At 53.9% G+C, this 18,757-nt stretch carries 19 protein-coding genes and 2 tRNA genes; 20 read left to right on the top strand and 1 reads right to left on the bottom strand.

Going from position 1 to position 18,757, the window contains the following annotated elements:
- Positions 1–226 precede the first annotated feature (226 nt).
- From JW937_10635 to JW937_10545, 19 genes are all read left to right on the top strand, one after another.
- Positions 227–302: transfer RNA gene (locus tag JW937_10635), tRNA-Ala, on the top strand.
- Positions 303–326: 24 nt separating this feature from the next.
- The gene (locus JW937_10630) at positions 327–647 is read left to right on the top strand and encodes a hypothetical protein (protein ID MBN1587864.1); all 321 of its coding nucleotides are present in this window, start codon (positions 327–329) and stop codon (positions 645–647) included.
- 230 nt (positions 648–877) lie between these two features.
- The gene (gene pilM / locus JW937_10625) at positions 878–2,554 is read left to right on the top strand and encodes a pilus assembly protein PilM (GenBank protein ID MBN1587863.1); all 1,677 of its coding nucleotides are present in this window, start codon (positions 878–880) and stop codon (positions 2,552–2,554) included.
- On the top strand, positions 2,544–3,071 hold the full coding sequence (pilO, locus tag JW937_10620; GenBank protein ID MBN1587862.1) for a type 4a pilus biogenesis protein PilO: 528 nt from the start codon (positions 2,544–2,546) through the stop codon (positions 3,069–3,071). Before pilM ends, pilO begins: the two co-directional genes overlap by 11 nt.
- Before the next feature lie 3 nt (positions 3,072–3,074).
- Positions 3,075–3,560 carry a hypothetical protein gene (locus JW937_10615; protein MBN1587861.1) on the top strand — a complete coding sequence of 162 codons (486 nt, stop codon included), beginning with the start codon at positions 3,075–3,077 and terminating at the stop codon, positions 3,558–3,560.
- A gap of 11 nt (positions 3,561–3,571) precedes the next feature.
- On the top strand, positions 3,572–5,095 hold the full coding sequence (locus tag JW937_10610; protein ID MBN1587860.1) for a hypothetical protein: 1,524 nt from the start codon (positions 3,572–3,574) through the stop codon (positions 5,093–5,095).
- Positions 5,096–5,108: 13 nt separating this feature from the next.
- The gene (gene tadA / locus JW937_10605; protein MBN1587859.1) at positions 5,109–6,845 is read left to right on the top strand and encodes a Flp pilus assembly complex ATPase component TadA; all 1,737 of its coding nucleotides are present in this window, start codon (positions 5,109–5,111) and stop codon (positions 6,843–6,845) included.
- A gap of 20 nt (positions 6,846–6,865) precedes the next feature.
- The gene (locus JW937_10600; GenBank protein MBN1587858.1) at positions 6,866–8,077 is read left to right on the top strand and encodes a type II secretion system F family protein; all 1,212 of its coding nucleotides are present in this window, start codon (positions 6,866–6,868) and stop codon (positions 8,075–8,077) included.
- Between the two features lie 51 nt (positions 8,078–8,128).
- The gene (locus JW937_10595; GenBank protein MBN1587857.1) at positions 8,129–8,548 is read left to right on the top strand and encodes a prepilin-type N-terminal cleavage/methylation domain-containing protein; all 420 of its coding nucleotides are present in this window, start codon (positions 8,129–8,131) and stop codon (positions 8,546–8,548) included.
- An 85-nt stretch (positions 8,549–8,633) separates the two neighbouring features.
- Positions 8,634–9,080: a prepilin-type N-terminal cleavage/methylation domain-containing protein gene (locus tag JW937_10590; GenBank protein MBN1587856.1), complete on the top strand. Its 447-nt coding sequence runs from the start codon at positions 8,634–8,636 to the stop codon at positions 9,078–9,080.
- A 4-nt stretch (positions 9,081–9,084) separates the two neighbouring features.
- Positions 9,085–9,513 (top strand): prepilin-type N-terminal cleavage/methylation domain-containing protein, encoded by a 429-nt coding sequence (locus tag JW937_10585; GenBank protein MBN1587855.1) that lies wholly within the window; start codon positions 9,085–9,087, stop codon positions 9,511–9,513.
- Positions 9,513–10,073, top strand: coding sequence for a hypothetical protein (locus JW937_10580; GenBank protein MBN1587854.1), 561 nt, complete (start codon positions 9,513–9,515; stop codon positions 10,071–10,073). The genes JW937_10585 and JW937_10580 overlap by 1 nt, the downstream gene beginning before the upstream one ends.
- Positions 10,073–10,822: a 16S rRNA (uracil(1498)-N(3))-methyltransferase gene (locus JW937_10575; protein ID MBN1587853.1), complete on the top strand. Its 750-nt coding sequence runs from the start codon at positions 10,073–10,075 to the stop codon at positions 10,820–10,822. Before JW937_10580 ends, JW937_10575 begins: the two co-directional genes overlap by 1 nt.
- Positions 10,823–10,829: 7 nt before the next feature.
- Positions 10,830–11,327 carry a CvpA family protein gene (locus tag JW937_10570; protein ID MBN1587852.1) on the top strand — a complete coding sequence of 166 codons (498 nt, stop codon included), beginning with the start codon at positions 10,830–10,832 and terminating at the stop codon, positions 11,325–11,327.
- A gap of 18 nt (positions 11,328–11,345) precedes the next feature.
- Positions 11,346–13,190: a DNA primase gene (locus tag JW937_10565; protein ID MBN1587851.1), complete on the top strand. Its 1,845-nt coding sequence runs from the start codon at positions 11,346–11,348 to the stop codon at positions 13,188–13,190.
- A gap of 5 nt (positions 13,191–13,195) precedes the next feature.
- Positions 13,196–14,764, top strand: coding sequence for an RNA polymerase sigma factor RpoD (rpoD, locus tag JW937_10560; GenBank protein MBN1587850.1), 1,569 nt, complete (start codon positions 13,196–13,198; stop codon positions 14,762–14,764).
- Positions 14,765–14,830: 66 nt separating this feature from the next.
- Positions 14,831–14,904: transfer RNA gene (locus JW937_10555), tRNA-Ile, on the top strand.
- A gap of 136 nt (positions 14,905–15,040) precedes the next feature.
- Positions 15,041–16,501: an amidophosphoribosyltransferase gene (locus JW937_10550; GenBank protein MBN1587849.1), complete on the top strand. Its 1,461-nt coding sequence runs from the start codon at positions 15,041–15,043 to the stop codon at positions 16,499–16,501.
- A gap of 34 nt (positions 16,502–16,535) precedes the next feature.
- Positions 16,536–16,922: a DUF2065 family protein gene (locus tag JW937_10545; GenBank protein ID MBN1587848.1), complete on the top strand. Its 387-nt coding sequence runs from the start codon at positions 16,536–16,538 to the stop codon at positions 16,920–16,922.
- An 8-nt stretch (positions 16,923–16,930) separates the two neighbouring features.
- Here JW937_10545 and JW937_10540 read toward each other — a convergent pair whose 3' ends face one another.
- On the bottom strand, positions 16,931–18,202 hold the full coding sequence (locus JW937_10540) for a glycosyltransferase family 39 protein (protein MBN1587847.1): 1,272 nt from the start codon (positions 18,200–18,202) through the stop codon (positions 16,931–16,933).
- A 100-nt stretch (positions 18,203–18,302) separates the two neighbouring features.
- Here JW937_10540 and JW937_10535 point away from each other — a divergent pair, with 100 nt between their 5' ends.
- Positions 18,303–18,584: a hypothetical protein gene (locus tag JW937_10535; protein MBN1587846.1), complete on the top strand. Its 282-nt coding sequence runs from the start codon at positions 18,303–18,305 to the stop codon at positions 18,582–18,584.
- Positions 18,585–18,757: the final 173 nt, after the last annotated feature.

Below are 18,757 nucleotides of genomic sequence, written 5' to 3'. Positions count from 1 at the left end.
GGCAAAAGATGCCGGAAACGACCGGTACTGCTGCGTTGTGCTCTCTCGGCCGTCCTCACCGTATCGCACCGGATACGCCTGCGGGGTTCTCGGTCGCACGTCTCGCATTGCCGGTCCTTTGCGTCCCTTTTGCTCGAACTCTCATGCAATATCCGGGCTAGGCTTTGATCTATCCGGGGCCGCGGAAATAGGTTATAATTCTTTCTGCTTTATGGATATTGGGATAGGGGCCGTAGCTCAGTTGGGAGAGCGCTTGAATCGCACTCAAGAGGTCAGGGGTTCAACTCCCCTCGGCTCCACCAGTTTACTAAAAGGCGAGGTGCTATTTGAGAAATCAGAAAGGCATCGCTCTTTTTGCGGCTTTGGCCATGATGATGCTTTTGTCTGTTGCCATTGTCTCCGGGCTCTGGGTCATTAACTCCGAATACCGCCTTATTTCCGAGAGAGGCCGGCGGATGCAGGCCCGGTATGTGGCCGAAGCAGCCTTGGTCAGGGCTTGCGCGCGGATTCAGAGCGGTGATGTGGGAAACTTCTCCATCACGGAGCAGGGGGTCACCGCCAATGTGACCGTCAGTCCTCCGGGTGTGCAACCCACCTTGCCTTTGAGCCGGCGGGTTAGTGCAACTGTTTCATATAACTTGCCATAGGGCCTTCCGTTCCTACTTCTTTTCAATCCTAAAAAATTCAAACTCGCTCCGGTAAGTCTTTCGCACGCCGGTGAGTCTTAGAAAAGCATTTACAGAAACCTATTCCTATGTTACAATTACGGAGTTTTGCAGGGCACAACCGAGTGGAGATAGAATCTTTGTGCCAGGATGTTCTGGGGGAATACCTGGGTTTTAATAGCTAAGATTCAAAAAGGGAGGGCGCACCCTGCATGCCCACGCCAACAACGGGCATCTATATTGGGGACAGGGCTGTCGAGCTGGTCCAAGTCAAGAGGAACCTCTTGGGCTTGCCCAAGGTGGAGTGCACAGCGCAAGCGTTTGTTGTGGGGGTGGATCCGGAGGAGGAAAACTCCCTGCGGGATGATGCTCCCTACATCGATGCGGTTCGCCAAGTCGTAGAGCAGGCCAGTCTCAAGTCTCAGGACGTGATCACATCCGTACCACCCGAGGATGTGTTGGTGCGCTGTTTTTCCATGCCGCGTATCCCCAGGAAGGAATGGGATACTGCCATCACTTTTGAGGCGAAGAAGTACATTCCTTTCCGTCTGGAAGAAATCAATACCGAATATCTGGTAATCAATCCCCGCCAACGATCTCCCAATATGGAAGTTATGTTTCTTGCGGTTAAGGGCGAGGTGCTGGAACGGCACCGGCGCATCCTGCAGGAGGCAGGCCTTAATCCGATCATTGTGGAGCCGATTTCTTTTGCCCTGCTGCGTCTTTGTAATAAAGCCGGGGTCTTGACCGAAGTCGAAAATAGCGTGGCCCTCGTGTACATGATGCGCGAAGATGCCCATATCTGTTTCTTTAAGGATGGTGCGTTACGCTTAACCCGTGATGTCTCTTTTGCTGCTTCGGAGGAACTTGACAGCGGGGCTATCGCAGGGGGACTTGCCGGATTTTCCGCCTTTGGCACGCAGTTGAAGGACTCCAGTGCCCAGGAAAAATTGTCGGCGGGGACTTCGGGCGCAAAAGACGTCGAGGTTACGGTTGAGAAACTCGCCGGAGAAATCGAGCTTTCCTTTGATTATTACAAGAAGTATCTGCCGGAAGAGCCCGTGGACAAGGTGATTCTGGTCGGAGATTCCAAAGTAACCGCATGGTTGTCTGCACTGGAAGAGGAACTTGGGAGACCTGTTCAGACTCTGGACACTTCGGGTGCTGTTGAAGATCCCGAGGGTTTGGCCAGTCATATGTCTGTTACTTTGGGTTTGGCTTTGCGCGCAGCTGACCGGAATCCGCAAAATGTGAACCTGCTTCCGGCCGTCGCTATTGAGAAGACTCCGCGTGTTAGCTTGAGCGCTAAGGTGGAGGTGGATCAGCGGGCCATCCTCCGGGAGTTTCAGCGTTTTGTTCCGGCAGGAATTCTTGCCCTTATAGCCGTGTTTGTTCTCACTCAAAGGGATGTATCGAAGGCTCAAACGGATTTGGAGGCAGTCCGTTCAATGCGTCCCAAAGTGGACATTGCCGGGCCGAGCCCCGGGATCGGGAAGATCCGGGCTTTAGAGGGGGAATATATGCGGCGCCGCAAAGTTTTGGAGAATTTATTCGAGAACCGCTTATATTGGACGGACAAGCTGAGTTACTTGGGACAAGTTTGTCCCGAGGGAGTGTGGATTACAAATGTCTCCTTCCTGGAGGATGTAAATCCGGACCAGACGGTATTCAACAGGCATATGATTGTGCGGGGGCAGGTTTTTTTAGGCAATGCGCAGATGGAGATGGATGCAGTCAATCAGTTGATTACAGCTTTGGGTGAGCATCCGGTCTTACTGAAGGGTTTGGGAAAACCGAGCTTGGTTTCCGTGCAGAGAAACATTGTGATGAACTTTGATACGACGATGTTTGAATTGCGTTGCGGGATTGGAGACCGGAATGAACTTTAGTAAGGAGGGTTTTCTGGTCCTTTTTCTGGTCCTGGGGATTACAGGCTGGGGTGGCATGAAAATCTACCAGTATCAGACTGAAAAAACCGCTATGCTCAATGCCGAGCAAATCAAGCAAGAAGAGCTTAACCAGGTGTTGAGATCGATCAAGAGCATGCAAGCAAAACTCGATAGTTGGACGCAACGTTTGGCTCCGGATACGGACTATGGCTGGTTCCTCAATGAAATTACCTTGGCCCAGCAATCAAGCCAAGTGTGGATTGATTCTCTTGAGCCCCAAAATCTTCGTGCCGAGGGCAACTATGTGCGGATGGCAGTCAAGATTGAATTAGAAGGGACCTACCATCAGATAGGCGAGTTTTTTTATGCGTTGGAATCCTCGGATAAGTTTATGCGAATCGAAAGTGTTGAGTTTGGGGAAAAAACTGCATCGGCCTCTGCGCTTTTGGAAGAGCCGCGGGTCCGGGCGAAATTGCGGGTGTCCAGCCTATACCCCACAACTATTGGTGCTGGCTAAGGAATGAATAGAAGATCCGGTTTTACGGGTGTTGTGTTGTTTTTGCTGGCCGGGGCCTGGTCGCAGTCTATTTGCCTTGCGCAGAGCGCCGTTCCTCCGGAAATGGCCGTGGTAAACGAAGAGTTGGTTGCTCAAAACCAAGTGGCGGACATTGTTCACCGTTACGATGGACGAAGCTTCAGGAATCCGTTCAAGAGCGCCCTTCCCATAGCAAAACCGTCCGGAAGTGCAACACCAACCGAAGTTGAAATTGACCACACGAGCGAGCCTGTCGAACCTCCCAAGGTGACGGTACAGGGATTGTTGTGGGGGAGTGCCCGGCCGCAGGCCATTATTGATAATCGCATTGTTGAACCCGGTGATTCAGTTGCAGGGGCAGAGGTCCTTGCGATCGACCGCAGCGGTGTCACTGTAATCTACCGGGGTTTTGAATACGTACTCAGACCTCCCTTGCCTGTCAGACCCATTGGGACGAGCGGGGGAGGATAAAGGAGGTCGGTGTGAGAGTTCTCAGTCGTCTGCTCATGTCAGTTTGCGTGATTGCATTGCTGATGACCTTCGCAGGGGGGGTGGCCACGGCCCAAAGCCGCGGGTTTGGGGCGAGTCCGCGTATTAGTCTGGATCTGCAGGATGCGCAACTGAAGAGTGTTCTTAAACTTTTTTCTCAGCAGGCGGGAATGAATTTCATTGCCAGTGAGAGGATACAGGACAGGAACATCACTGTGTATATGGAAGATGTGCCTGTGGAAGATGCCCTGGATAATTTGATGAAAGCAAACGGATTAGTTTTTGAAAAGGCCCAGGGGAGTGAGGTCTACGTGGTGCGCGAATGGGTTCAGGAGGAAGTCGAGACAATTACCCGCATTTACACCTTGAGTTATGCGCGCGTTTCGACCTCGGCTATCGGACGCAGCACCGGCAAGATGGGAGAGGCTCAGGAAGAAATAGTGGGCTCGGAGAGTTTCTTCGGAAGCATGAGCTCGTCAGGAAGCCGGGGAGGCAGCAGCGGCGCGCAACAAGAACCCCAAGGGATCGACAAAATTATCGGATCTCTTCTGAGCAGGCACGGAAGCCTGGTAGCGGATCCTCGCACAAATAGTCTGGTTATCACGGATATTGAGGCAAATTTTGAAAAAATTGAGGACATGATTGCTAAGCTGGATACTCCGACTCCCCAGGTCATGATTCAGGCGGAAATTTTGGAAACGACCAATACCGCCTTGGAGCAACTTGGGCTTGAGTATCCGGAGACGCTGATGACTTTTTCAGGCGCAGCGCGCACGACGGCTGCGCCGATGAGTGCTCTTTTTCCTAAAACCCTGCGTGACTCGTCCACTATTTCGCTGGGTTCGATAGCGACGACTCCTATTGAGGCTATTGCGATGCAGGCTTTGCGGACGCACACGGATACGCAGATTCTGGCCCGGCCCAGAGTCTTGACTCTCAATAATGAGCCGGCCGTGATCCGGATTGTCGCGGATACTGCGATTGGCAGGAAGGTGAGCACCACATCGGCTGTTGCAGGCACATCAACCGAAGAGGCTGAAAGGACGGACACGGGTATTGCCCTGACGGTGACGCCGCAGGTCAACAAAGACCGGGATGTGACGATGTTTATCGAGCCATCCGTGAGCCGGCCGATTGACTCTGAGTTTTTTCCCGGTGTTTTTGTGGATCCTCAAACACGATCCGTATCGACTGTGGTGCGCGTGAAAGACGGGGAGACGGTTGTGATCGGGGGTTTGATTCAGACCATTGAGGAGAACACGCTGAGCAAAGTGCCGATTTTGGGGGATGTTCCGATCATGGGAGCTCTCTTCCGTCACAAGGACGATGCGTTAGTTGATAAGGAATTGATTGTATTTATTACTCCGCACATTCCCGGCGCCGACAGAACACAGGATGACGAGGTGGATCGTATCGCGGATGAGGTGTTGGGCAAGGGGAGGGAGCAGCCGGCTCCTTTGGACCGCCACCAAGCCATTGATTCGGAATTGCGCCTGATGGAAGCGCGTACACAATAAATCGGGACAGGGCATGAAGAAATCTAAATTCAAACTGGGAGAAATCCTGGTTCAGCAAGGAAAAGTCACCGAGCAGGACGTGCAGGAGGCCCTCGAAGTCCAAAAACGCGAGGGCGGGCCCATCGGAGAAGTTCTGATCCGCATGGGGAAGCTAAAAGAGAGCGACGTCGTGGCTGCCTTGGGAAAACAACTGGGGGTCCCCTATGCAGGGGAGTCTCTGGGAATGCTCAAGCCCACTCCGGGCCAGGGCCTGGAAAATCTTGTTCCTGAGGCCTTTGCCCGGGAGCATGGAGTTTTGCCGCTGAGTAAGCATCTGAGTTCTCTTACGGTAGCGGTGGCGGATCCGCTTGATTACGTGACGATGGACAATCTCAAGCGCATGACGGCCTGCTCGATTAATCCTGTGCTGGCCGGCAAGACCGAGATCCTCAAGGCCATTGATGAGTTTTACGGGGAACAGAATCTGTATCAGGAAGCGGTGAGTGATTCCTACGCTTTCCAGGATCTGAATTCCGAAGGCTCGGCAGTTGGCGAGGATGCTTTGAGCTTGGACGGTCTTCTGGCCTTGGCCGAGCAGGCTCCGGTTATGAAGTTGGTGGACCTCATCATCAAGCAGGCCATTCAGGACCGGGCCAGTGATATCCATATTGAACCGTTCCAGGGCAGGATCTCCATTCGCTATCGCATTGACGGAATTCTCTATGAGATTCCCCCTCCCGCGAAGCATTTGTTTGCAGCCATTGTTTCCAGAATCAAGGTGCTGGCCGGAATGGATATTGCCGAGAAGCGGCTCCCTCAAGACGGAGGGATTGTCGTGAAATCCGAAGAGCGGTTTATCGATATCCGAGTCAATACGATCCCGACGGTCTTTGGTGAAAAGGTCTGTATGCGATTAATGAACGCACATGAGATTGAAATGGAACTCAATCAACTCGGCTTTACCCAGAAAGAAATTGAGATCCTGGAGAAGGGGATCTCAAATCCGCACGGGATCATTATTGTGACAGGGCCTACCGGGAGCGGAAAATCCGCGACTCTCTATGCCTTGCTTAACCGGCTTAAGAGCCCGCGAAAGAATATTGTGACAATCGAGGACCCGGTCGAAGTCAAGATTGACGGACTCAATCAAGTGCAGGTAAAGGCCGGAATTGGGCTGACCTTTTCCGCGGGTTTGCGTGCGTTTTTGAGACAGGATCCGGATGTCATAATGCTGGGGGAGATCCGGGATTTGGAGACGGCGGAAATCGCCGTGCGTGCTTCGCTCACCGGACACTTGGTGCTCTGCACTCTGCATACCAATGATGCTCTGGGGGCAATCACCCGCTTGGTGGATATAGGAGTCGAGCTCTATCTTTTGGTTTCTTCCTTAGTGTTGGTCGAGGCCCAGCGCCTGGTGCGTGTTTTGTGCCCGGACTGCCGAGAGGCCTATGAGTTTTCCGAAGAGAAGCGTTTGCCTTCCATTTTGATGGAGACAGGAATACAGTTTGAAGGAGGCGGATTACTCTATCGGCCCAAAGGCTGTGAGGCTTGCAACAACACCGGATATAAGGGGAGGACCTCCATTTGCGAAGTGGTTCCTTTGGTCGATGCGATCCGGGAAGATTTGGGAAAGGGGAGGGTAGATATGCCTGCGCTCAGAAAGCTTGTCCGGCAACTGGGGTATCGGACTTTGTTGGAGTCGGGGCTTCAGAAAGTCGTTGAGGGCTCCACGAGCCTGGACGAGGTCCTGGCAGCGACCATGTCGGTCTGATACAAAAGGGAGACGACTGAGTGCCGGTTTTTGACTACACCGCTCGAGACGCAGACGGGCACGTTCAGCGCGGGACGATGGAGGCCCCGGGCATGGACGAACTGGTGGACACCCTTCAGGATCAGGGTCTCACCATTCTTTCCGTAGGCCCCCCAAAGGAGAGAAAGAAGGTCAAGAGCGCCAGACGGCGGCGCATGAGTGTCCGAAGCGATGACATGATTCTCTTTAGCCGCCAAATGGCTACCTTGCTGGAATCAGGGGTTACCCTGCACCGGTCTCTGGAAATCCTTCTTTATCAAATTGAGTCCGGGCGCCTGTACAACGCAGTGACGGATATTAAGGCGGATATCGAAGGGGGCCAAAGTTTTCATATTGCGCTTGCCAAACATCCTAAGGTGTTTAATTTATTCTGGATCAACTTGGTGGAAACCGGGGAGGCCAGCGGGCATTTACCCACAACACTCAATCAAATTGCTGAATATCACGAAAATACAGGTGCGCTGCAGCGGAAAGTTACTTCAGCGCTTGTGTATCCCGCTATATTGATTGGAGTTGCGGTATGTGCTATATTTATTTTTACAGTGAAGGTGATTCCGATTTTCTCGGGAATGTACTCGAGTTTCGGAGCCCAACTGCCTGGGTTGACTGTTGCAGTCATCTCAGTGAGCGATCTTGTACGGAAGAACATATTAATTATACTGGGCGTGACCGGTGTCGCAGGCTTTATCTTCTACAAATACCTACAGACTGAGGTCGGCCGCGCCAATTTCGATTTCTTCAAGTTCAAGATCCCTCTGATCGGCCGGCTCTTTCACATGTCAGCCGTAGAACGTTTTGCAAGTGGACTGGGCACCCTTGTTGAAAGCGGTGTTCCGATCCTCTACGCGCTGGAAATTACTGAAAAATCCGTGGGTAACCGCGTGCTTCAAAGAGCCCTGGAGCAGGTCAAGGACGCCATACGCAAAGGACAGCCGATGGCAGAGCCTTTGGAGCAGACGGGGGTGTTTCCTCCCATGGTGGTCCAGATGATCAAGGTGGGGGAAGAGATTGGAGAACTGGGCAAGATGCTGCGAAAGCTCTCCGAGTTCTACCGGGAAAGGATAACGACCTTGGTGGAACGAATAACGGCGCTTATTGAGCCGTTGGTGTTGTTGGTGATGGGGGGAGTGATCGGGATCATGGTCCTGGCCATGTTTTTGCCGATCTTCAACCTGTCCAGTGCAATACAGTAAGTAATGTAGGCAGGCTTCATCCGTAATTTATAAACACAAGGAGGACGTGTCATGACCCAGCTAACCCGGAAAAGGATGAGCCAGCGAGGTTTTACCTTGCTTGAACTCATGATCGTTATTGTGATCGTTGCGCTCATTGCTGGTTTTGCGGTGCCCCGTTATACACGCACGGTTGAGCGCTCTCGCCAAGGTGAGGCGCTCAGAATTCTTGGTGATATTCGCCAGTCGGAGTTCCGTTACGCCGCGGAATACGGAACTTATGCGAATCAAGCCGAGTTGACCGGGGGTGTAATGGACATCGATGATCCGAATAACCTCGCGAATCGCTACTTCAGCTATGCGATTGACGCAGGTGCGAGTAATGCCGCCTTTGGTTTGACGGCGACCCGTACGACCCTTCGTGCCGCAGCCGGCGTGGCCGGATATACGGTAACGATGGATCAGGACGGTAACACGGTACGCGGTTACTAAGAGTACGATTGGCCTTCTCAAAGCAGGACCGGGGCAAGCCCCGGTCCTGCGGAGGAGGTCTTTCCTTCCCTAGGAGAAGAGCTCAATGAAGCGACTTCACCCCTTGACCCGCCGGCCGGATACAAAGGGTATTACCTTACTCGAGATTTTGATTACGTTGATTGTGTTGGGAATTCTTTCCGCGTTTGCGATACCGGCGCTTCAGAAACCGGCTGAAAAGTCCCGCTACAACGAAGGCGTTGCTCTCTTAGAGCTGATATCCAGCGCCCAGAAGATTTACCGGCTGAATTTCAACACCTTTTATCCTCCGGGTAATGGGACGGTTAGTGCAGTTGCGACAATCAACAGCAACTTGGATATCGACATGCCTGTTACCGCCGAGTCCGGATTTAATCTCTCCGTCCGGACTAGCGGGGGTGGATCTAATTTTGATGCAACACTCACCCGCGTGGGTGGCTCTCAAAACGGCCGCACCATTACTATCGATGACACGGACACCTTGGGCGGCACTTTCCCTCCGTCCGGAGGCTAACCGGATGCGTATTGCCGCAGAGAGGGGTTTGACTCTGCTCGAAGTAACGGTGGCCATGCTCGTGGTTGCCGTGATTGCCGCTGCAGCGATTGTGGCCTTTGTGGGAGTGGAGCGCGCGGCCGGCAAGGCCCATGCGCGCACCGAGGCCTTCCTGCTGGCCCAGCGGACGCTTGAAGATCTGAGAGATGATGTGGCCGCTGATACTCCCGGCATGGAATGGCCCGGCAACGGGCCGCTCGGATCCGCGGGAGGAGCGACGGCAGTCCACAATCAGGGCACTGACGCCTGGTTGGTACTCCCTCCTGGGCTTCTCAGGGATGTCTGGAGCGGGTCCATGGAGTATTCCGTGACCAATGTGGATGATGTCCAGCCAGGCGGTATGCCGGACTACAAATCGGTGACTGTGACGGTTACCATGACCAAGCCAAACTGATGAGACTCCATGGCAGTAAAGGCTGGACTCTGCTGGAAATGATCCTGGCGACAACCCTGTCGCTTTTGGTTTTTGCAGCAGTGGCCAGTTTTGAATTCGCATGGCATCGGTACTTCTTTAAGGCGCGTGATCAAGTGCGCGCCACCCTCGATGTGACCTTGGTCACGCACCATTTCACGAGTTATATGATGCGGGCCACCTCGGTCAATATTGGGCCCGGAGGGGTGACATTTTTATCGGGCACAATCGATACACAGGCAGCACCTACCGTGGATGATCTCAGTGACGATCAGTGGTTTGCCTATGAATACCGGGCAGGGAGCGGGGAGTTTTGGTTTAGGCCTCCGGCCAATAATGTTCCGGGTCCCGGATTTGCCAACGGCCAGCGGCTTTCGGATGCGCTTGTGGCTACCACGGTTATGTACCGGGGGAGTCAAAGCGGGGCGGTCGGATCGCGGCGGCTGATCAATATCCGGGCCACGGCCCAACGTGGGGATCAAATGATGACTGCTGAAACAGCAGTCAATTTGCGGAGTCTCTATTCCGGCGGCGCTACTTAATGCACCGTGTGTTTGTCCCTCCCCAGTCTATTTCCTTTGATCGAGCTTGTGTGCAAGGCCCTCGCTGTCACCATCTGCTTCGCGTGCTGCGGCTCAAGGAGGGGGCCGGGCTCATTGTTTTTGACGGCAGAGGCTCCGAATATCCGGGCAAGCTGATCCGGGCTGAAAGAGAGTGGGTGGAGATTGAGCTCGGTCCGCGGCGCGAGGTGAGTTCGGGAAACACTGAGATTGTCTTGGTACAGGCCGTTCCCAGGCTTTCGCGCATGGATTGGGTGATCGAAAAAGCAACGGAACTGGGAGTGGGCCGGATCCATCCTGTCCTTAGCCGGCGGAGTGTGGCCCGGCCCAGTAGCCTGGGGAACAAACTGGCCCGCTGGAGGCGGATCGCTGTGGAGGCCAGCCGGCAGTCCGGGCGTACGCTCATCCCGGAACTGGTTGAAATTGAGGATTTTGCCTTCTGTGTGGAACATCTTTCCCAAGAACATCCAGACACTCCCAAGTTTTTGGCCCATGTGGGGGCCGAAGATTTTGCCGCGGGTCTCTTGCAGACTGCTTTTGAACCCCAGCTTCCCAGGGTGCTGTGTCTTGCAGTAGGGCCGGAAGGGGACTTCACCGAGGAGGAAATCCGGAAAGCCCAGGCTTTGGGTTGGCGCAGTGTGAGCTTGGGTCCGGCTGTGTTAAGATCGGAGACAGCCGCCATTGCGCTCGTGGGCTTGGCCTCTCAGTTGCTTTACGCAAAGAGGGAGTAGACGAGTTTTGAATTGGGTTGACGTGGTGCTTCTTGGGTATATGATACGGGCCGCAGTCCTGGGTTGGTTCCGGGGAATGGGGGCGGAAGTTGCGGCAGTAGTGGGCCTGAGCGTTACATCGGTTGTTGTCTACCATTACCTGCCCCAGGTGTCCAAGTCCATTGGCAGGATTCCGGGTCTGCCGGAGCCTGTTGTCCAAAGCCTGGGATTTCTGGCGCTGATTGGTGTGGCTTGGCTGATTTGGCGGATCCTGGTCTGGATTTGGGGCGCGGCCACCAAGACCCGTGTGGAATCCGGTCTGGAGCGCGGCGGGGGAATTGTTTTTGGAGCCTTGCGCGCGTGGTTTGCGGCCTCCTTGGTTTTGGCCTGGGTCGCGCTATTGCCCAGTCCCTATTTACACCGCGCTGTCGAAAAGAGCTCTGCATTTGGTCCGTATTGCCAAGACGTGAGTCCCCGCATACACAACGCTGTGGTCCAACTGGCTAAGGCCGTTCGAGGCCGCTAACCCCGAAGACTGAAAGAAATGCCGCGCATTCCTCAGGACATCATTGACCAGGTCCTTGCCCGGGTCGATATTGTTCAAATTGTCGGAGAGTCCGTTCCTCTTAAAAAGGCCGGCGCCAACTATAAAGGTGTCTGTCCTTTCCATCAAGAAAAGACCCCTTCGTTCACCGTGCATCCGGGTAAACAAATGTTTTACTGCTTTGGTTGCGGTGCCGGGGGCGATGTCTTTCGTTTTCTGATGTTGCATTTGGGCCTCGGTTTTCCGGAAGCGGTTCAGCATGTGGCCGACCGGGTGGGAGTGAGTGTTCCGCGAATCGAGAGCACGGGTGCGTCCGGGGCTGATAATCCGCGCCGCAAGTTGGAGGAGATTCTCAATAAGGCTGCCGAGACCTATGCCTCCGAACTGGGGCATCCCGGCGGCGCCTCGGCCCTGCGCTATCTGAAGGAGGAGCGGGGTCTAAATGAAAAGATTCTCAAGCAGTTCGAAGTAGGCTTTGCTCCGGATTCCTGGCGATTTCTTACCCAGTGGTTGGCGCGATCCGGATTCGAGGAGCAGGATCTGATTCGAGCCGGGGTGGCGACCGCCCACTCAGAACGCGGGACCTATGATTTGATGCGGAACCGGATTGTGTTTCCGCTGGTGGACCAGCGGGGCCGTCCCGTGGCTTTGGCTGGCCGGGCCCTGGGGGATTCCCAGCCCAAGTACCTCAACTCTCCCGAGACCTCCCTGTATAACAAGAGCCGCTTCTTGTACGGGTTGAACCATGCCTGGAGGTCGATATCGGACACGGGCTCTGTTGTGGTCGTGGAAGGCTATTTAGACGTGATTACGGCGGTTCAGATGGGTCTGGCCAATACCGTGGCTGTTTCGGGGACGGCCCTGACGGAAGATCATTTGAAGCTGCTTGGCCGCTATGCTTCCAAGCTTTACCTGGTTTTTGACGGGGATGCTGCAGGCAGGGGGGCCTCCTTGAGGAATTTTGAGGCACAGTTGCGCAGCGGACTGGAAATTGTGGTGGTTCTCTTGCCTGAAGGGCAAGATCCTGATTCCTATCTTAGGGGACAGGGTGTTGACAAATTTAGACAGATCTTAGAATTCGGGGTCCCGCTCTTTGACCATCACCTCACCGAACTGACGCGCAGGTATGGCGATAGGACACCTTATGAAAAGTCCCGAGTGGCATCGGAAATGCTTGTTTACCTGAGAGTTTTGGAAAATCCTATTCTTCTGGACGAGCTTCTCAAGAAGCTGGGCCAACGACTGAGTTTGGATCCGCGAGTGCTGCGGAACCATCTCAGGAGCCCTGGCTCTGTTGTGGAGAGGGATGAAAATCGTTCCGGGTCCGGAGCGCAAGCTTCTCAGACAAGGGACTTTTCCATTTCTGCGCCGGCTGCGGAAGTCATGCTCCTCAAAGCGGTGATCACTGAGCCTGAGCTACTGACTCAGTACCTGCCGCAACTCCCACTGGGTGAGTTGCAAGATGAGGTGGTACGCAGTATTATGCAATATACCATTGACTTCTTCGAACATGAGGGAGAGGTGTCCGTGGCCGCGCTTTCCCAACGTATCGAAGACGACCAAGTCCGGAATTTTCTGGGACGTATCGCCTTAGAGTCTGACCGGGGCCAAGGGCAGCGGGCAGAAGAAAATGCCTCAGCCGGTGCCCAATGTGTTGAGGATTGTATTGCGAGAATTCGCAAGGACTATCTTCACCGGCGTCAGAGTGTATTATCGCGGGAGCTCGAGTTGGCATCGCCCGAAGAGGCAGGACCGCTTGCCGAGCAGTTACTACAGGTGGGCAGGGCATTAAGAGACTTAAGTTACGAGAAAGCACACAAAGCACGTGTCACACCGCAGAGGTGAAGTGCATGAAGGCAACTAAGGAAGTAAAAGGCAGAAGCAAGGAACTCAAAAAACTCATTGCTGAGGGCAAGAAGTCCGGAGTGCTCACTTATGCCCAGCTCAATGAGCTCTTGCCCGAGGACGTTGTCTCTTCAGAGGAAATTGAAGAGGTCCTGGCAGTGCTCACTGAGGAAGACATCCGAGTGGTTGAAACTCAGGATGTGGACGGCAACGAAGAGGGCGATACCGGGACCGACAAAATCGAGGTCACTGAAGAACCTGTCCATACCTCGCAAATGGAAGATCCGGTCAAACTCTACTTGCGGCAGATGGGGCAGATTCCGCTTTTGTCCAGAGATGAAGAAATTGAGCTTGCCCGTCAAATCGAGGCCGCGGAAATGCGTCTAAGGCAGGCGATCTTCAATTCTTGGGGTGTGCGGCGCTATATCCTGGAACGGGTCAAGGCCGTTAATGCGGGCGAAATGCCCGTCGAGGACATGATCAAAGAGGATTTCCGCGCGCCCGGTGCCGATTTGAGCAAACGTCTGAATCGAAACGCCCAGCGTTTACGCGCTGTGCGCGATCCGGAACAAGTTGTCCCCCGGATCATGGAATTCCAGATAACCATGAAAATTGTGGATCGTTTGGTTCGCAAGTTCGTGGATAGTGCCCACACTTTGGAAGTCCTGAAAAAGCGTATTGAGCGGATGCGCAAGCAGAAAATCCGCGGCCAGATCCAAGCGTTGCAAAATGAGGTATGCCAGATCGAGGATGAATTGGGGGAGACGCATGATCAGCTGAAGGCCCGGATTCGCCTGATCCGGCGGCGTCAGACCGAATTCACCAAAGTCAAGAAGGCCTTGGTTGAAGCCAACCTGCGATTGGTGGTTAGTATTGCCAAGAAGTACACCAACCGCGGGCTTTCTTTCTTGGACCTTATCCAGGAAGGGAATATCGGGTTAATGAAGGCTGTTGAGAAGTTTGAGTACCAGCGCGGGTACAAGTTCTCAACGTATGCTACCTGGTGGATTCGCCAAGCCATCACCCGTGCAATTGCCGATCAGGCGCGTACCATTCGTATTCCGGTGCACATGACCGAGACCATCAATCGTTTGATTCGTGTCTCGCGCGCGATTGTCCAGGAAAAAGGCAAGGAACCCACGCCTGAGGAAATCGCCAAGGAAATGGAACTGCCGGTTGAGAAAGTCCGGGGCATCATGAAGATTGCCCAGGAACCGATTTCTCTGCAGACTCCCATCGGCGACGAAGGCGATACGCATTTCGGCGATTTTATCGAAGACAAACGGGCGATTTCGCCCGCCAATGCGACAGCCTTTTCCATGTTGCGCGAGCAACTCTCAGAAGTATTGGATACCTTGACCGAGCGTGAGCAGCGTGTGCTGCGGCTGCGCTTTGGTTTGAACGACGGCTGTCCCCGCACCTTAGAGGAGGTCGGGTCTGTCTTCAGTGTGACGCGTGAGCGGGTAAGGCAAATAGAGGCCAAGGCCCTGCGCAAGCTGCGCCATCCCACACGCAGTCGGCGGCTGAAGAATTTCCTGGACCTGAGCTTCGGTGTGGAACAGACGGGCCCGTAGCTTCCGCCACAAACCGTGGCGGATGCGCCATGAAGTGTGGCGCACAGTCGGTTATGGTCCAAACAAGGGCCCATAGCTCAGTCGGTTAGAGCAGCTGACTCATAATCAGTTGGTCCCTGGTTCGAGTCCAGGTGGGCCCACGCTTGCGATCCTGAGGAGTCAGAATCACGAAGGATCTAGAATCAAGTCTGGTTATAGGAGGGGAGTGCTGAGATTGGCGGCGCTTCTCTCTTTTTTTTGTGTCTACGAAAAGCGTTCAATGAACGAGGGGGAGCTATGGGGGGATTCTTAGGCGTTGCATCCCGGCACGATTGCATTGAGAGTTTGTTCTTTGGGACCGATTACCACAGTCATTTGGGTACAGTGCGCGGGGGGCTGGCAACCCTTGACAAAGGGACGTTCCATCGGGTCATCCATGATATCACCACGGCGCAGTTTCGATCCAAATTTGAAGACGATGTTCCCAAGATGAAAGGCAATATGGGGATTGGCGTCATCAGCGATTATGATGACCAGCCTTTACTGATCAGCTCCCATTTAGGCCCCTATGCAATTGTTACTGTGGGGGCGCTTCAGAATGCTCGGGATCTTGCCAAGGATGCGTTCTTGAAGCGCAGAGCGCATTTTTCGGAAATCATTGGCGGAGAGATCAGTCCCACAGAACTCGTGGCAAATCTGATCAATCAGCAGGACAGCTTTGAGTCGGGTATTCAGTATGTTCAGCAGGTTATTGAAGGCTCCTGTTCTTTCCTGTTGTTGACTCCGGCAGGGATCTACGCGGTTCGGGACAGGATGGGCCGGACTCCCGTGATTTTAGGTAAACGGCCGGATGGATATGCCGTAACCATGGAGACCTGCGCGTTTCCTAATCTTGGATACACCGTGGAGAGAGAGTTGGGTCCTGGAGAGGCTGTTCTTCTCACCCAAGAGGGCATAGAGCAGCGGGTTCCCCCCCAGGAGGAAATGCAGATATGCAGTTTTCTTTGGATCTACTACGGGTATCCCGCTTCTTCTTATGAAGGAATCAATGTGGAGGAGAGCCGCTATCGTTGCGGGGCTGCGTTGGCGGAGGCGGACGACGTGGAGGTGGATTATGTGGCGGGCATTCCGGATTCGGGAACAGCCCACGCGTTGGGATACGCCACCCGGTCCGGGATTCGATACCGCCGGCCCTTTGTAAAATATACGCCTACTTGGCCGCGCAGCTTCATGCCCCAGGACCAAAATGTCCGTGATTTGGTGGCCAGGATGAAGCTCATTCCTATCCGCGAGCTCACCGAAGGGCAGAGGCTGTTATTTTGTGAGGATTCTATCGTACGCGGCACCCAACTCAAGGACACGATCCAGCGTATGTACGACTGTGGGGTCCGCGAGGTTCACATGCGCCCTGCATGTCCTCCCTTGGTTTTTGGCTGTAAATTCCTTAACTTCTCCAGATCCCGCTCTGAACTTGATTTGGCTGGGCGCATGGCCATTGCCGAGATCGATAAATCCAAAGAAATCGATTTGGAGGAATATACGGACGCGTCCGCAGAGAAATATCAGGCGATGGTATCCAGTATTGAAAAGCGTCTTGGCTTGACTACCCTCAAGTATCAAAAGCTTGGGGACATGATCCGGGCAATCGGCTTGCCCAAAAGCAAGCTGTGCACCTACTGCTGGGACGGTTGTGACAAACCAAGCACCTGCAGCGGAAATGCGAGCCGGCAGGGCAAGAATGAGACCGTGTTGGCGTAGGGGAAGGTACCAAAACTTAAACAGGGGGTGTGCGGTGGAAATACCAGCTTTGGTTGCCAGACTCTATGGACCCATTGTCGTTGTTGTTGCGATAGGTCTTCTTTTTCAACCTGCGTATTACCAGAAAGTGCTCAGAGACTTTAAAGACAGCTCCGCCTTGTGTTATTTCGGGGGAATTCTGGCGCTTTTTGTGGGTCTGTTGATTGTGCAGTACCACAATGTCTGGGAACTGCATTGGTCCGTTCTTGTGACTCTGATCGGTTGGATTGCCCTTATCAAAGGGGTTGTCCTGGTGGTAGTGCCTTCCAGCTTTGAGAAGTGGATTGATAAATACCTTCAGTCTTCCAAGGCCTTGAGGATCCACGGGGTGGCGGCGCTTATCCTGGGCATGATTTTGTCGTATTTCGGGTTTTCCGCTTAATTCCGCGGTTAACCGGACTCCGGGCCGGTTCTAATCAAGGCGGCGGCACCGATTGCGGCATAAATAATGAGAGGAAACTCCAAAGGCACGTGGTAGCGCGCGTAGCTTGCATGGGTGATGCCGTATAGAGCCGTGAATGTCAGGAACAGGAGCAGGGAAAGGCTTCCCATCCCCTTGAGACGGGGCTTCCGCATGGCCCCTAAAAGGGCGAAGGCATAAAGCACTCCGAGCGTCCATTTCCGGACAAGAACCTTCCTGGCCTCCGGCCACTTGTCCGGCACATTGGGATCCACATGGGGAAACCGGTCGTGGATCCACCAGAATGCGTACACCCGGTAAATGGAGCGCTTCAAAAAGGCGAGGGGGTCTTGGCTTATGTAGCGCCTCCCGATGGCTCCGACATACCTGTCTCTCTGCACCTCACTCATGGCTTGAATCTTCTCGAACTCTTGAGCCGGGATCGAATCCCGTCCAAATCCCTCGATACTTTCATATTTTCGGTGCGGATCCAGCACTCCAGGGAAACCCGGCCGGTTGCCTAAGAAAATCATGAGCCCAAACTGGGACTTGACCGGTACAAAGGCATCGAAAACCCGATAGTTGCGGATTGTCCAGGGCAAGATCACCATTGCTGTGGAGAGGAGCACTGCGCCCGCGTAAAACCAGGCTTTGGGGCGTGTTCCTAGCCTCCACCACACCCACAGAGGCGAGAGTGCTGCAAAGGGCAAAAGCACTGGACTCGCCAGATTGGCGAGGCCCATTAAGACGCCTGCTCCGGCTGCCTTGCGAAGGCTAGGGTTTAGGACTAAGGAAAGCAGCAGAAACAGGGCATAAGCGCTGAAAACGATCAGGAAAATGTCATAGGCCATGACTTTGGAATAGTAAATATAGGGCGGGTAAATTGAAGCCAAGGCGGCAGCGACGACCCCTGTGCGTGTACCCACGAGTATTCGAGCCAATCCGTAGGCTGGAAAGACGAGGGAGGCCAAGGCCAGCGCTTGGATAAGCTGGACCACCAGAAAGGCGTAGGTTCCGAAAACCTTGAGGCAGAGAGCTAAAAAATAGGGGTAGAAGGGAGCCTGAAAGGCCGTAGGCCCCTCCTCTGCTGCCAGCCAATTCTTGAATACAAAGCCTTTGCCGGCCAGGATGTTTCCGGCAATGACCCCTGCCTCATAGGTTTGGGGGGCTTTGTAGTCTTGGGTGGCGAATACAAAACCGATATGGAGCACGGCGGCCAAAATAAAAGCGCTGGCAACAAATGCCCGGGCCTGAAGTTTCATCCGCATATTGTAACCCGAGATTGCCCTAACTCAAGAGAACTCCTTTCTTTACAAGGAGCAGTGCCTGAAGCATAATACCTGCAAACGAAAGGAGGAGCGGGTGTTTGCGTCTGTGCTGAGTTTTCCGCTTTCAAGTGTGGGGATCCTGGTGTTGGGCATCCTCTCGTTTTTTTCAGGATTGGCCCTGTTGGGGCAAGAAAAACGGCTGCGGCGCCTGAGTGATATCCTCAATGTCTCGGTTCGTCCCTCCGAAGGGCTTATGGAGTTCCTGGAGAAGGAGTTTAATCTGGATTGCTGGATCCTGAGTAATCGCAAGCCTCTGGGAGCTTTGGCCCTCTTGATTTCTGTTGTTCTCCTGGCGTATTATCTGGGTTACGTCTGAGAAGGCCTTTCCACTGTTTACGGGCGCATAGCTTTCGCCACAAGGCGTGGCGAACCCGCCATGAAGTGTGGCGGGCAGTTGGTTGCACCCCATTAGGGCGCATAGCTTTCGCCACAAGGCGTGGCGAACCCGCCATGAAGTGTGGCGGGCAGTTGGTTATACCCCATTAGGGC

This window comes from Candidatus Omnitrophota bacterium (assembly GCA_016929445.1).
Classification (GTDB): Bacteria; Omnitrophota; Gorgyraeia; order JAFGIU01; family JAFGIU01; genus JAFGIU01.
This window is presented reverse-complemented; position numbering and strand designations above follow the sequence as displayed.

Bases quoted from the DNA above. Each gene is read 5' to 3' on its own strand.
- pilM (MBN1587863.1), top strand. From the start codon at position 878: ATGCCCACGCCAACAACGGGCATCTATATTGGGGACAGGGCTGTCGAG.
- pilO (MBN1587862.1), top strand. From the start codon at position 2,544: ATGAACTTTAGTAAGGAGGGTTTTCTGGTCCTTTTTCTGGTCCTGGGG.
- JW937_10615 (MBN1587861.1), top strand. From the start codon at position 3,075: ATGAATAGAAGATCCGGTTTTACGGGTGTTGTGTTGTTTTTGCTGGCC.
- tadA (MBN1587859.1), top strand. From the start codon at position 5,109: ATGAAGAAATCTAAATTCAAACTGGGAGAAATCCTGGTTCAGCAAGGA.
- JW937_10595 (MBN1587857.1), top strand. From the start codon at position 8,129: ATGACCCAGCTAACCCGGAAAAGGATGAGCCAGCGAGGTTTTACCTTG.
- JW937_10590 (MBN1587856.1), top strand. From the start codon at position 8,634: ATGAAGCGACTTCACCCCTTGACCCGCCGGCCGGATACAAAGGGTATT.
- JW937_10585 (MBN1587855.1), top strand. From the start codon at position 9,085: ATGCGTATTGCCGCAGAGAGGGGTTTGACTCTGCTCGAAGTAACGGTG.
- JW937_10580 (MBN1587854.1), top strand. From the start codon at position 9,513: ATGAGACTCCATGGCAGTAAAGGCTGGACTCTGCTGGAAATGATCCTG.
- JW937_10575 (MBN1587853.1), top strand. From the start codon at position 10,073: ATGCACCGTGTGTTTGTCCCTCCCCAGTCTATTTCCTTTGATCGAGCT.
- JW937_10565 (MBN1587851.1), top strand. From the start codon at position 11,346: ATGCCGCGCATTCCTCAGGACATCATTGACCAGGTCCTTGCCCGGGTC.
- rpoD (MBN1587850.1), top strand. From the start codon at position 13,196: ATGAAGGCAACTAAGGAAGTAAAAGGCAGAAGCAAGGAACTCAAAAAA.
- JW937_10550 (MBN1587849.1), top strand. From the start codon at position 15,041: ATGGGGGGATTCTTAGGCGTTGCATCCCGGCACGATTGCATTGAGAGT.
- JW937_10540 (MBN1587847.1), bottom strand. From the start codon at position 18,202: ATGAAACTTCAGGCCCGGGCATTTGTTGCCAGCGCTTTTATTTTGGCC.